12 protein-coding genes are annotated in these 12251 nt (G+C 73.0%); 4 read left to right on the forward strand and 8 right to left on the reverse strand.

The features are described from left to right. Window positions 1-534: an MOSC domain-containing protein gene (locus tag ABD437_RS22085; RefSeq protein WP_344650803.1), complete on the forward strand. Its 534-nt coding sequence runs from the start codon at window positions 1-3 to the stop codon at window positions 532-534. Between the two features lie 33 nt (window positions 535-567). Continuing rightward, window positions 568-1542 carry a DNA-3-methyladenine glycosylase family protein gene (locus ABD437_RS22090; RefSeq protein WP_344650804.1) on the forward strand — a complete coding sequence of 325 codons (975 nt, stop codon included), beginning with the start codon at window positions 568-570 and terminating at the stop codon, window positions 1540-1542. Between the two features lie 162 nt (window positions 1543-1704). Here ABD437_RS22090 and ABD437_RS22095 read toward each other — a convergent pair whose 3' ends face one another. Further along, window positions 1705-2901 (reverse strand): MFS transporter, encoded by a 1197-nt coding sequence (locus ABD437_RS22095; RefSeq protein WP_344650805.1) that lies wholly within the window; start codon window positions 2899-2901, stop codon window positions 1705-1707. Window positions 2902-2975: 74 nt separating this feature from the next. On the opposite strand from ABD437_RS22095, the gene ABD437_RS22100 reads away from it, so the two are divergent. Next, window positions 2976-3626, forward strand: coding sequence for an ArsR/SmtB family transcription factor (locus ABD437_RS22100; RefSeq protein ID WP_344650806.1), 651 nt, complete (start codon window positions 2976-2978; stop codon window positions 3624-3626). 86 nt (window positions 3627-3712) lie between these two features. Here the strand turns inward: ABD437_RS22100 and ABD437_RS22105 are convergent, their stop codons facing one another. The 7 genes from ABD437_RS22105 to ABD437_RS22135 all read right to left on the reverse strand — a co-directional run bounded on the left by ABD437_RS22105 (window position 3713) and on the right by ABD437_RS22135 (window position 11266). Further along, the gene (locus tag ABD437_RS22105) at window positions 3713-4456 is read right to left on the reverse strand and encodes an urease accessory protein UreD (protein ID WP_344650807.1); all 744 of its coding nucleotides are present in this window, start codon (window positions 4454-4456) and stop codon (window positions 3713-3715) included. Further along, window positions 4446-5108, reverse strand: coding sequence for an urease accessory protein UreG (gene ureG / locus ABD437_RS22110; protein WP_344651003.1), 663 nt, complete (start codon window positions 5106-5108; stop codon window positions 4446-4448). The genes ABD437_RS22105 and ureG overlap by 11 nt, the downstream gene beginning before the upstream one ends. Before the next feature lie 46 nt (window positions 5109-5154). Beyond that, window positions 5155-5847, reverse strand: a complete 693-nt coding sequence (locus ABD437_RS22115) for an urease accessory protein UreF (RefSeq protein WP_344650808.1) — start codon at window positions 5845-5847, stop codon at window positions 5155-5157. Then, window positions 5847-7559 (reverse strand): urease subunit alpha, encoded by a 1713-nt coding sequence (locus tag ABD437_RS22120; RefSeq protein ID WP_344650809.1) that lies wholly within the window; start codon window positions 7557-7559, stop codon window positions 5847-5849. The genes ABD437_RS22115 and ABD437_RS22120 overlap by 1 nt, the downstream gene beginning before the upstream one ends. Further along, entirely contained in the window at window positions 7556-7882 is a 327-nt protein-coding gene (locus ABD437_RS22125; RefSeq protein ID WP_344650810.1) for an urease subunit beta, read from the reverse strand. Before ABD437_RS22125 ends, ABD437_RS22120 begins: the two co-directional genes overlap by 4 nt. Next, on the reverse strand, window positions 7879-8181 hold the full coding sequence (locus ABD437_RS22130) for an urease subunit gamma (protein WP_035848995.1): 303 nt from the start codon (window positions 8179-8181) through the stop codon (window positions 7879-7881). Before ABD437_RS22130 ends, ABD437_RS22125 begins: the two co-directional genes overlap by 4 nt. A 217-nt stretch (window positions 8182-8398) precedes the next feature. Next, window positions 8399-11266, reverse strand: coding sequence for an NACHT domain-containing protein (locus ABD437_RS22135; RefSeq protein ID WP_344650811.1), 2868 nt, complete (start codon window positions 11264-11266; stop codon window positions 8399-8401). Between the two features lie 214 nt (window positions 11267-11480). Between ABD437_RS22135 and ABD437_RS22140 the strand changes: the two genes are divergently transcribed. Then, on the forward strand, window positions 11481-12137 hold the full coding sequence (locus tag ABD437_RS22140; RefSeq protein WP_344650812.1) for a cutinase family protein: 657 nt from the start codon (window positions 11481-11483) through the stop codon (window positions 12135-12137). The last annotated feature ends 114 nt before the right edge of the window (window positions 12138-12251 follow it).

The raw sequence follows: 12251 nt of genomic DNA on the forward strand, positions 1-12251 counted from the left end.
GTGAGCTTCGTCGTCTCCGTCAGCAAAGACTCCGAGCACCGCTTCAGCAAGCGCCCCGCCGACCGCATCGTCCTGCTCAGCGGGCTGGGCGTCGAGGGTGACGCGCACGCGGGGGTCACCGTGCAACACCGCTCCCGGGTCGCGGCCGACCCCACCCAGCCGAACCTCCGGCAGGTCCACCTGATCCAGAGCGAGCTGATCGACGAGCTCGCCGGTTTCGACCTCGCTCCCGGCGGGCTCGGGGAGAACGTCCTGACCCGTGGGGTCGACCTGCTCGCGCTGCCCACCGGCACGGTGCTGCGGCTGGGCGCGGAGGCCACGGTCGAGATCACCGGGCTGCGCAACCCGTGCCGTCAGATCGACGGTTACCGCTCCGGTCTGCTCAAACAGGTCCTCACCAAGGACGAGCGCGGTGCGGTCGTCCGCCGGGCCGGGGTGATGGGGGTGGTCACGGCCGGGGGAGAGGTCCGCCCCGGTGACCCGATCGCGGTGACGCTGCCGCCGCTTCCCCATCGGGCGTTGGAGCGGGTCTGATTTTTGTCGTACCGGGGGCGTACGACAGTGGTCATGACGATCACGCTGACGCCCCGCGGCCCGTTCTCGTTGGCGGCCAGTGCCCAGTTCCTGGAGGGGTTCGGCCCGGCCCGCTACCGCGGCCCGGCTGACGGCATCCTGCGGATGGCCTTCCCGGTGGAAACTCCCGGTGCCGTCTGGCCCGTCGTCGGCCTCACGGTCGAACAAACCGGTGCTGACGACGTCGTGCGCGCGACGTTCGACGTGCCACCGTCGCCGGTCGTGCGCGATCGGGCGGCGGCCCAGCTGGCTCGCATCCTCTCGCTCGACGTGGACGGCTCGGGCTTCCCCGACGTCGGCGCGGCCGACCCGGTCGTCGGTGGTCTGCAGCGGCAGTTCCCGGGCCTGCGTCCGGTCTGTTTCCATTCGCCGTACGAAGCGGCGTGCTGGGCGGTCATCAGCCACCGGGTGCGGATCAGCCAAGCGGCGGCGGTGAAGGCCCGTCTCGCCGCGGAGTACGGCGAGCGGCGGCGGATCGAGGGCTTCGACACGTCGGCCTTCCCCGATCCGGCCACCCTGCTGACGATCGACGCGTTCGACGGCCTTCCCGAGGTGAAGCTGGAGCGGCTGCACGGCCTGGCCCGCGCCGCCGCCGACGGTTCCCTCGCCGCCGAGCGGCTGCGCGCGCTGCGCCCCACCGAGGCGCTGGCCCAGTTGCGTGGCCTGCCCGGAGTCGGTCCGTTCTCGGCCGAGCTGACGTTGATCCGCGGCGCCGGAGCACCCGACGTGTTCGCGCTGGCCGAACGCCGGCTCCACGCGTCGATGGTGGAGCTGTACCGCCTCCGGGGCAGCGAGCCCGCCCGGCTGCGCGAGGTCGCTCGCCGCTGGTCCCCGTACCGCAGCTGGGTGTCCGTGCTGATCCGCTCCGCCCGCGAGGCGGGCCTGCGTGCCCCGGTCGAGCGGCCCCGCCCACCCGAGCTCCCGGCCGGCCACCTGGCCACTCAGCCCTTGCTCCCCGCCTTCTCCTAGGCCGTGTCCTGCGAATCCGTGCTCGGCTGCGGCACCGCTCAGCCGCCGCCAGGCCGCGTTGTCGGAATATCCTGATACAACAGCGGTATCCGGATATTCCTCCGCCTTGCCTGACGACGCCTGAGCGGTGCCTCGCTGCGAGCGAGATTCACCGGACACGGCCTAGGCGGGAACCGGTTCGGGCGCCGGGCGGCCGGCCGCGGCGTGTGCGGCCAGCGGCACGATCGGGGCCGCGCAGAACACGAAGAACCCGGTCAGCACCAGCCACCCTTCGGCGCCCAGGCCGCCGACCAGCGCGGCCACGGCGGCGGGCGCGAACTCCTGCACGGCGCCGGTCATCGTGGCGTTGAGGCCCTGGTACTCGCCGCGGCACTCCTCGCGCATCAGCCCTACCGACACCCCCCACTGCCCCGACACGAACAGCAACTCTCCTGCGACGTGCAGCAGGCCGCCCACCAGGATGATCACCACCGCCCAGCCGGCCCCCACCCACGCGGCCGGCACGAACACCAGGCAACTGGCGGCCAGCACCACACCGCTGACGGTCGCGGCCCGTGCGCCCCGCCGGATCGTCGTGATCCGGGCGCTCACCGCGCTCTGCAGGGCCGCGATCAGGATCGAGCTCACGATCACGGTGGTCGCGGCGACCGCGGCCGGTGCCTCCGTGGACGACACCACCCACAGCGGAATGCCGGTCGACTGCACGGCCCAGCAGGCCGTCAACGCGGTGATCGGCACCATCGCCGCGAGGTACCGGCGGTCGCGGATCGCGGTGCCGCGCAGCCCGGCCCACCGGCTGAGCCGCCGCCCCCGCGTCGTCTCCGGCACGCCGGTCAGCAGGGCCGCGTTGACGACGAACGTCACCGCGTTCCCGACGATCGCCGCGACGTACGCCCACTGCTGGTCGACGGCGAGGACCGCCGCGCCCAGTCCGGCGCCCACGGTGTTCCCGGCGTGCACGGCGGCCCGCGACCGGGCCAGCATCCGGACCCGCCGGTCGCCGGTGAACAGGCCGGTGATCAGCGCGTTGCTCACGCCCGACCCCACCACCTGGGCGCCGTTGAACACGGCCGCGACTCCGGTGAGCGCGAGCATGCCGTCGACACGGAGGAACGCGAGGCAGGCGACGGCGCGCACCAGGTTGATCGTCAGCGACACCCGGCGGGCCCCCACCCGGTCGGCGATCGCCCCGCCCGGCAGCGACAGCACGATGCCGACGACACCGGCCACCGCGAGCGACACCCCGAGCTCACCGGGGGAGAGGCCCACGACGCGGGTGAGGTAGAGCGCCCAGATCGTGAACCAGAGCCCACCGCCGACGCCGTTGATGCCGGCGCCGAGCAGTAGTCGAGTGCTCACGCGGTCATGTTTCATGGGAACATGAATTATCGCTGTGGGGCAGACTCAAACGTGGAACCGGGGAGGGGAGTGCGGTGGCCGACCTCACGGAGGTACTCGGAGCGATCGGGGAGCCGATTCGGTTCGAGGTGTTGCGGCTCCTCGCCGAGGAGGGTGAAGCGGCGCAGGCCGCGCTGGCCGAGCGCATCGGGGTCACGCCGTCCCGGCTCGGCAACCACCTGGCCACGCTGCGGGCGGCCGGCCTGGTGGAGCCGGTCCGCGTGGGGCGTTCGTCCCGGTACCACCTGCCCGACCCGGACGCGGTCCGGGCGTTGCTCTCCGCGGTGAACGTGCTGGCCGGCGCCGCTCCTCCGAAGAGGACGGTGCCGTCGACGTTCGCGCGGGCCCGGACGTGTTACGACCACCTGGCCGGTGAGGTGGGGGTGGTGCTGCTCGAGCGGCTCGTCGCGGAGGGGGCGCTGGTTCCGGGGCCGGAGGTCGAGTCCGAGCTGACGGTCGGCGACGGGCTGGACGCGGCCCTGGCCCGCCTCGAGGTGCCGCATCCGCAGGTGGGGCGGCGGAAACTCGCGGTGGGCTGCCTGGACGCCACCGCCGGGCGCCCCCACCTGGGCGGCGCACTCGGCGGCGAGATCCTGCGCGTCTTCCTCCGCCGGGGCCTCCTCCTACCGGGCCCGTCGCCTCGCAGCCTGATCGAACACCCGGCCCTGGACCGCCTCCTGGCCTGACCCGCCGCCGAGCTGCTGGAAGATCCGCACCGCGACCCTCGCCCGGGGAATCGCGTCCGCGGTGAGGCTGCGCATCGCGGCGTTCATCACGTCAGCAGCAGGCGGCGCTGGAGAGCGGCGTCGAGCGCGCGTCCTACCCGGACGGTGTCCGGCCCGATCGCCACCACCAGAGCGGCCGCCGGGTCGGTCAGCGGAAAGACGTCGCACCGCACCCCGCCCACGGTGTCCACCGGCTCGGCGTCGATCCGGGAACGGGAAGGCACAACGGTGAGGGCTGTCGCCTGGACCACCGAATCGCCCAGTACGGCGGGTCCGTTCCACCCGGCGGGGGCGCCGGTACCCACGTCCAGGTCCTGGGCGAGCAGGGACCGGCCACCGCGCCGCACGCGCCAGCGGGTACGCAGGCGCCCGGACGGCTCGCGGTGCCGGCCGAGCACCAGCGTCTCGACCAGGGTGAGGCTCGCCGACTCGGCCAGCGTGACGTCCAGGGACACGACGTGGTCCGCGCCGCGGGCGACCACCAGCGGCTGCGGCTCCCAGTGCAGCGAAGCCCCGGCGCCGACGTCGAGCGACACCGACGCGTGACTCGTGCCGCCGTGCGCGCCGGGCAGCGCCAGCGAGGCTCCGGCCGAGCCCACGGTGAGCGAGGCCCCGTCGCCGACCACCACGGTCAGGTCGGTCCGGTCGCCGCCGAGCGGGCCCGCGGCGCCGGTGACCATCGTGAGGCCCCGATCGGTCCGGCGCAGCACGATCGGCGGCTGCGACGCCAGCTCGCGGAAGACCGTGCGGTCGCCGACCTGCTCGACGACCGCACGCGCACTAGCCCTCAAGCCAGGCCTTGCGTGCGTCGCGGATCCACTCCGCCACGGTCGACGCCGACGGGTCCTCACGCAGCGACTGGAACACCACCGGCTTGCCCCGGCGCACCGCGGCGGCGTCCCTGTCCATCACGCCGAGGTCGGCGCCCACCAGCGGGGCCAGGTCGGTCTTGTTGATCACCAGCAGGTCGGAGCCGGTGACACCGGGGCCGCCCTTGCGCGGCACCTTGTCGCCGCCGGACACGTCCAGAACGAACAGCTGCACGTCGACGAGACCGCGGCTGAACGTCATCGTCAGGTTGTCGCCGCCGCTCTCCACCAGCACGAGCTCCAGCGGCGCGAACGACTCCTCGAGGCCTTCGACCGCGTCGAGGTTCGCGGCGATGTCGTCGCGCACCGCGGTGTGCGGGCAGCAGCCGGTCTCCACGGCCGCGATGCGCTCGGGCGCGAGCACGCCCGAGCGGCGCAGGAAGTCCGCGTCCTCGGTCGTGTAGATGTCGTTCGTGACGACGCCGAGCTGCATCTCCGGCCCGAGCGTCCGGCACAGCGCCGCGACCAGCGCGGTCTTGCCCGAGCCGACGGGGCCGCCGACGCCCACCCGGAACGCCCGGCCGGCGGTGCGGGGAGCGGCCTCGCCGGTGAGCGGCGCGTGCTGCTCGAACACGTCGTGGTCGTGCGGTTCGCCGGCGGCGTGGGCCTGGGCGTGAGCATCAGGAAGCAAAGAGACGCACCTCCGAACGGGCGTGGGCCTGCGCGAGCAGGTCCAGCAGGGGAGCGGACGGCGCGGGGAGCGCGTCCGACGGTTGATCGGCGTAGCGGGTGGCGTCGGCCACCACCGCGTCCGCCATCGGGGCGAGGGCCGCGTGCGCGGCGGTCAGGGCCAGCGGATCCAGGCCCAGCAACCGCACGGCGGCGGACGCCGGGCCGCTGATCGCCGCGGCGACGGCGAGCGACGCGGCCTCCGGCGGGGTGCCGCCGGCCGCGTGGACGGCGACACCGAGGGCGATCGGGTGGTGGGGGTGGGTGCCGAGAGCGGCGTACCCGGGGTGCGGGAACGCCCCGCGGGCCACCCGCAGCAGCGCCCGCCCCTGAGCACGGGACACTTTCCGCTGCTCCGGCGCCGGCGTCCGCGCGTCGACCTCGCCGTCGAGCTCCGCCCACACCGCCGCGGCTCCGACCGGCGCCGGCTCGGGGACGTGCGTGCCGGCCAGGTGGCAGGCGCGGGCGGCAATCGCGGCGGCGAGCAGGCCCGCGGTGTGCAGGCGGCCGCGGAGGAAATCGGTGACCAGCGTGAGGTCGTGGTCGACCAGCCCGGCGTCGACGGCCGGGGCGACCCCACCACTGTGGGCGTGCGCCCCGGCCGGCAGCCGGGAATCCGCCAGGAGCAGGAGAGCCTGGCGCATCAGAACAAGAAGTAGCGCTGAGCCATCGGCAGCTCCGCCGCCGGCGCTTCCTCGATCAGTTCACCGTCGACGTACACCGCGAACGTGTCGGGGTTGACGCGGATCTCCGGCGTGGCGTCGTTCAGCGGCAGGTCGGCCTTACCCCGTCGGCGGACGTCGCTGACCGCGGCCAGCCGGCGCCGCAGGTTCAGCCGGCCGGCCAGCCCGTCCTCGATCGCCACCGGAGCCACGAAGTGCACGCTGGTGGCGCTGGCGACCGTCGGCCGCGCACCCCACATCGGCCGGGGGAAGATCGGCTGCGGCGTCGGGATCGACGCGTTCGCGTCCCCCATCTGCGCCCACGCGATCATCCCGCCCTTCACGACGACGTGCGGCCGGACCCCGAAGAACTTCGGGTCCCACAGCACGAGGTCCGCGAGCTTCCCGACCTCCACCGAGCCGACCTCGCCCTCGAGGCCGTGCGCGATCGCCGGGACGATCGTGTACTTCGCGACGTACCGCTTCGCCCGCGCGTTGTCCGCGGCACCGTCGCCGGGCAGCGAGCCCCGGCGCACCTTCATCGCGTGCGCGGTCTGCCAGGTGCGCAGCACGACCTCGCCGACGCGCCCCATCGCCTGGCTGTCCGACCCGATCATCGAGATCGCACCCAGGTCGTGCAGTACGTCCTCGGCGGCCATCGTCGACGGCCGGATCCGGCTCTCGGCGAACGCGAGGTCCTCCGGCACGGCCGGGTTCAGGTGGTGGCAGACCATCAGCATGTCGAGGTGTTCGTCGAGCGTGTTGACGGTGTGCGGCCGGGTGGGGTTGGTCGAGGACGGCAGGATGTTCGGGTGGCTCGCGACCGTGATGATGTCGGGCGCGTGGCCACCCCCGGCGCCCTCGGTGTGGTACGTGTGGATGCCCCGGCCGGCGATCGCGGCCAGCGTGTCCTCGACGAACCCGGCCTCGTTCAGCGTGTCGGTGTGCAGCGCGGCCTGGACGCCGTACTCGTCGCAGACCCGCAGGCACGCGTCGATCGCGGACGGGGTCGAGCCCCAGTCCTCGTGCAGCTTGAAGCCGGACGCACCGGCCTTCAACTGCTCCACCATGGACTCGGCCGACATCGTGTTGCCCTTGCCCAGCAGCGCGACGTTGATCGGGTAGTCGTCGAGCGCCTCGAGCATCCGGGCCAGGTACCAGGCGCTCGCGGTGACCGTGGTGGCCTTCGTGCCCTCGGCCGGACCGGTGCCGCCGCCGATCCAGGTGGTGATGCCGGAGCCGAGCGCCTCCTCGATCTGCTGGGGAGCGATCAGGTGGACGTGGCTGTCGATGCCGCCGGCGGTGAGGATCTTGCCGTTGCCGGCCAGGATCTCGGTCGACGGCCCGATCACCAGGTTCTCGTCGACGCCGTCCTGGGTGTCGGGGTTGCCGGCCTTGCCGATGCCGACGATCCGGCCGTCCCTGACCCCGATGTCGGCCTTGACGATGCCCCAGTGGTCGAGGATCAGCGCGCCGGTGATCACCAGGTCGGGGGCGCCGTCCGCGCGGGTGGCCCGGGACTGCCCCATCGACTCGCGGATGGTCTTGCCGCCGCCGAACACGACCTCCTCGCCGGCCGACGGACCGCGGGACAGGTCCTGCTCGACCTCGACGAGCAGATCGGTGTCGGCCAGCCGGACGCGGTCACCGGTGGTGGGGCCGTACAGGAGGGCGTAACGGCTGCGGTCGATCACGCTTCGGGGCCCCGTTCGTCGAGGAGGCCGGCGAACTCGGGGCGCAGGCCGGGGATGTCACGGGCACCGGCGATCGCGACCAGGTCGACCTCGCGGACGACGCCCGGCTCGAACCGCACCGCGGTGCCCGACGGGATCGCGAGGCGGTAACCCCAGGCCGCGCGCCGGTCGAAGCTCAGGCCGGTGTTCACGGCCGCGAAGTGGTAGTGGCTGCCGACCTGGATCGGCCGGTCGGCGGTGTTGGTGACCTCGAGGCTCAGCCGTTCGCGACCCTCGAGCAGCGGCACCGGGTCGGCCGCGACGATGATCTCGCCGGGCGTCACGGGATGGGGTGGTGGACCGTGACCAGCTTGGTCCCGTCCGGGAAAGTCGCTTCCACCTGCACCTCCTCGATCATCTCGGGGACGCCGTCCATCACGTCGTCCCGGCCGAGCACGTGCCGCCCGGCTTCCATCAGGTCGGACACGGTGCGCCCGTCCCGGGCCGCTTCGAGCAGGAACGAGGTGATCACCGCGACCGCTTCCGGGTGGTTCAGGCGCAGGCCGCGTTGACGGCGACGCTGCGCCAGGTCGGCCGCGTAGGAGATGAGCAGGCGCTCCTGCTCGTGCGGGGTCAGGTGCACAGCGTCGTCCTCATCCTCGGGCGCCAGTCCGCCCGGCAGCGTAACCGCGCCGTGTTACCAGCATGTTTTGCCCCGCCGATCGCTGTTCACCGGGCTATTGAAAGCTCGAGTACCGCCTGACCCCGGACGGCGGCGCCGAGATCGTGCCGACCGTCACCACCGGCACCCTCACGACCGAGGTCCCGTTCCGGGTGTCGATCGACGTCGACGCCCTGCGCTAATCGGCGGCGCGGGCCGCGATCCGGCGCCGCGCGATCTCCAGCACCTCCGCGCCGAGTTCGTTCCAGTCCAGCGGCTCGTCCCGTGCCGACAGGCGAACACCCACGGCGTGAGCGGCCACCACCGCCTCGTCCGACATCTCGCCACGGCTGGCCCCGAAATCGTCCGACAGCCGTAGCCGCGCGTTGATCAAGGCCAGCGCGACCTCCCGCTCGACCGATCCCCGATCGGCGAGCACGGCCGCGATCCGGGTCACCAGCGTGAGGAGCACGTCGAACGCCGGCGGCGGGAGGCGGTCACCCAGCGCGATCGCGGCACGCAGAACACGGACGTGGATCCAGCCGTGGAGTTGCATCTCGACCAGGCCGGCGAACACCACGGCGACCTCGGTGTCGGCCGGCACGGTTCCGCGCCAGGCGGCGGCGCCGGCTCCGATCAGCGCGTCGAGGCGCACGTCTCCGAGCAGGCGCGCCTCGCCGCGGGCCCGCCAGTTCGCGGGCGCGGTGCCCAGATGCGCCCGGGACGCCGCCCGTTCGAGCACCCACCCCGGCCGCACCGTCAACGTGCCCACCACCGCCAGCCAGGACTCGTCGTCGAGCGCGGCACGCCACTGCGGCACCAGCGAACGCCACCAGGTCACCGGTTCGGCCCCGGGCGGGGCGAGTTCCTCCAGGCGCACCGGTGACCGGGACACGGCCAGCGACACCAGGTTCAACGTGTAGAGGGCGTAGTGGTCGATGGAGTCCCGGCCCAGCGGGTTGTACGACGCGGCCGCCCAGGGCGTCAGCCGGTCCCGCGCCCCGCCGATCAGTTCGCGCGGTACGGCCAGGACGTCGTCCGCGATCTCGGCGACGAACTCCAGGACCCGGGGGAACGTCACCAGTGGCACGTGCGAGAGCAGCGCCCGTGCTTCCTCGGGCCGGCGGACCGGCGGCCGCAGCTGGGCGGCCAGGTGCGAGGCCACCAGGTACTCGCCGAACGTCGAGTGCAGGAACTCGTACGTCGTCGGCAGCTCGTGGGCGGCCCCGGCCGCCGACGCGTGCACGAAGAAGAACCGGCCGACCGTCCGGATCGTGTGGTCGAGCGGTTCCGGCGCGCCACCGAGGAACGCGGCCAGATCGGCCTCCAGGTCGGGCCCGGTGACGTACGCGCGGCCGCGGTTGAGCATCGCGAACGCCGCCAGCGTCAGCGGCCGGAGCCGCTCGGCGACGACCCGCTCGACGTCGGCGTGCGGCTCCTTGTGCGCCTCCCGGCGCAGGAAGTGCGTGACGAGCCGCTCGTACAACACGGCGGTGGTGACGCCGGAGTCCAGCGACGGCGCCGCCGGATCCGCCGTGTACAGCGCGACGAGCAGCAGCAACAGCGGCTGCCGACCCAGCTCGGCCAGCGCGGGCGGCACCGACGACAGGGCCCGGAACCCCGGCGAACCCACGTTCAGCCCGTTCCACCTGCTGAGCCACTGCGCCACCTGCTCGTCGGTGAAGCTCTCCAGGCGCACGACGAGCGTTCCGGACGGGATCAGCACCCGATCGGCCAGCACCGTACGCGAGGTGACCACGACCGCCACCGGACGCCCCAGCGCGGCCTCGACCGCCTGGAACTCCGCGACCTCGTGCAGGTACCGCGACTGCGACACCCCGCCGGCCTGCACGAGTTCGTCCAGGCCGTCGAGCACGACCACGCGGATCGTCCCGGCGGCCGCGGCGTCCTCCGCCAGCTGGGGCCAGCCGACCCGTCCGTGGGTCGAGAGATCCAGCGCCTCCTGGATCTGGGCCGCGATCGAGGCGTCGGCACGCACCCGGCGCAGCGGCACGTGCACCGCGGTCCAGCCGGAGACCGGCAGCCGCGCGGCGAGCACCCGGGTCAGCATCGACTTCCCGGCGCCGGGCAGCCCGAGCAGCAGCAACGGCACGCTGACGCTGGTCGGTGAGGTCAGGTAGTCGGCGAAGAACAGCCAGGCGTCGGTGACCAGCCGCTGGTCGGACCACCACCGGTCGTTCGCGGGCGACGAACCGCGATCCGCCTCCGCAACCCGCAGGTGCGGCGCGACGTAGGCCTGCTCCACCGTCGGCAGCGCGGCGACGACGTCCGGACCCGGATCGCCCAGCACCGGGCGGCCCAGCACGCCGCGGTTCAGGCGGCCGACGACCTCGAGCGTCGGCAGCGCCGGAGCGCGCGCCGCCCCGATCACCGAACGCAAGCGCTCCTCGAGGGCGCGGATCTCGTGCCTGGTCGCGGACGACTCGCCGAGCACCAGCCAGAACCCGAACTCCGGCACGTCGGTGGCGAGGCGGACGAACGTCGCCTCGTAGGTGCCCACCGCGCGCCGCACGAGATCGGGTTGGTCGAGCGAGACGCCCCCGGCCAGCCCGCTCACGAACGCCGCGCAGTCGGCGGCCAGGCGCGCGAAGTACGGCACCAGTCGTTCGTCGAGGTTCTCCCGGAACCCGAACCGGGGCCCCGGGATCGGCACCGGGGCCTGGGACAGCGCGTCGAGCCGCGGCTGCTCGGGCCAGCCGGTCGCCAGCCGGACCTTCTCCGCGTCGGTGAACGCCAGCTCGTCGTAGCCCGGCCCGAGTTGCGCCTGGACAGCCTCGAAGAACGCCGACACGACCACGGTGGTGTGTGCCGCCGCGATCAACTGCAGGCGGTCGTGACCGGAGACGCCCAACAGCCTGCTGTGGACGTCGTCCAGGAAGCCGCGGAGCAGGCGGACGCCGTCGTTCTTCGGGTCGACGAGCGCGAACAGACCGCCGCCGAGCAGCGAGACCGACACCAGCCGTTCGAGCCGGTCGAAGAGCGGACGGTCGTATTTCCCCAGGATGCTCAACGCGCCCCGGTAGGTGAGGGCGGGATCCGTCCACATGCCCGGCAGCGTATCGGTTCGGTCACGGCCATTGTCGAAAGTGGAGACGCAATGACATGGTTCAGTGGTACCGCTGAGCGAATGTATTCCGTTAATCAGGAATTGATTAACGCGAATTAAGGCCGGTGCCGGTGATCTTGCCGATCCCCGATGGCGCCCTCGCTTCCTACGGTGATCCGGTCCCATTCATTCCGACTGAGGGGCCACTCAGCCAATGTCCGTCTTACTCGTGGTTCGCCGTGTCGTCACCGCGGTCGCGCTCACCGCGACCGGTCTCACCGGAATGGCGTTCGCCGCGTCGCCGGCCACCGCCGCCTGCTCCGACGTGCAGGTCGTGTTCGCGCGGGGCAGCACCGAAGCGCCGGGGCTCGGCATTCTCGGCCGGCCGCTGGTCAGCGCGGTGCAGCAGCAGTTGCCGGGGTTCACCGTCGACTCGTACGCCGTCGACTACGCCGCGAACGTCAGCCAGACCAGCGCCGGGCCGGGCGCGACCGACATGAGCGACCACATCACCGAGGTGGCCGCGCAGTGCCCGGACACCGAGTTCGTGATCGGTGGGTATTCGCAGGGTGCGAGCGTCACCGATATCGCGATCGGAATTCGGACCACGCTCGGCCGGGGTGGCACGATTCCGGAGAATCTCGCGCCGCGGATCAAGGCCGTGACCGTGTTCGGTAATCCGCTGCGGCTCTCCCGGCAGACGATCAATTCCGCGAGCCGGTTGTACGGGCCCAAGGCGCTCGACATCTGTGCGACTGGTGACCCGGTCTGCGGCAACGGGGCCAACGCGGCCGCCCATCTGCGGTACGCGTTCGACGGCTCGGTGACCCGCGCCGCCCAGTTCGCCGCCAACCTGGTGAAGACCACCTGACCACCCCCCGACACCGGCCGCCGGCCCGGGGCCGTCCGGCGGCCGGCCAGATCCCGCGACCCCGGGTGAGCCCATGGGCCGCACGGAGCCCGCGGGCCGCACGGAGCCCGCGGG

This window comes from Cryptosporangium japonicum, assembly GCF_039524755.1.
Taxonomy (GTDB): domain Bacteria; phylum Actinomycetota; class Actinomycetes; order Mycobacteriales; family Cryptosporangiaceae; genus Cryptosporangium; species Cryptosporangium japonicum.

What these genes read in the sequence shown, in the direction of transcription:
- ABD437_RS22090 (WP_344650804.1), top strand. Translation starts at nt 568, where the DNA reads ATGACGATCACGCTGACGCCCCGCGGCCCGTTCTCGTTGGCGGCCAGT.
- ABD437_RS22115 (WP_344650808.1), bottom strand. Translation starts at nt 5,847, where the DNA reads ATGCGCCAGGCTCTCCTGCTCCTGGCGGATTCCCGGCTGCCGGCCGGG.
- ABD437_RS22135 (WP_344650811.1), bottom strand. Translation starts at nt 11,266, where the DNA reads ATGTGGACGGATCCCGCCCTCACCTACCGGGGCGCGTTGAGCATCCTG.
- ABD437_RS22140 (WP_344650812.1), top strand. Translation starts at nt 11,481, where the DNA reads ATGTCCGTCTTACTCGTGGTTCGCCGTGTCGTCACCGCGGTCGCGCTC.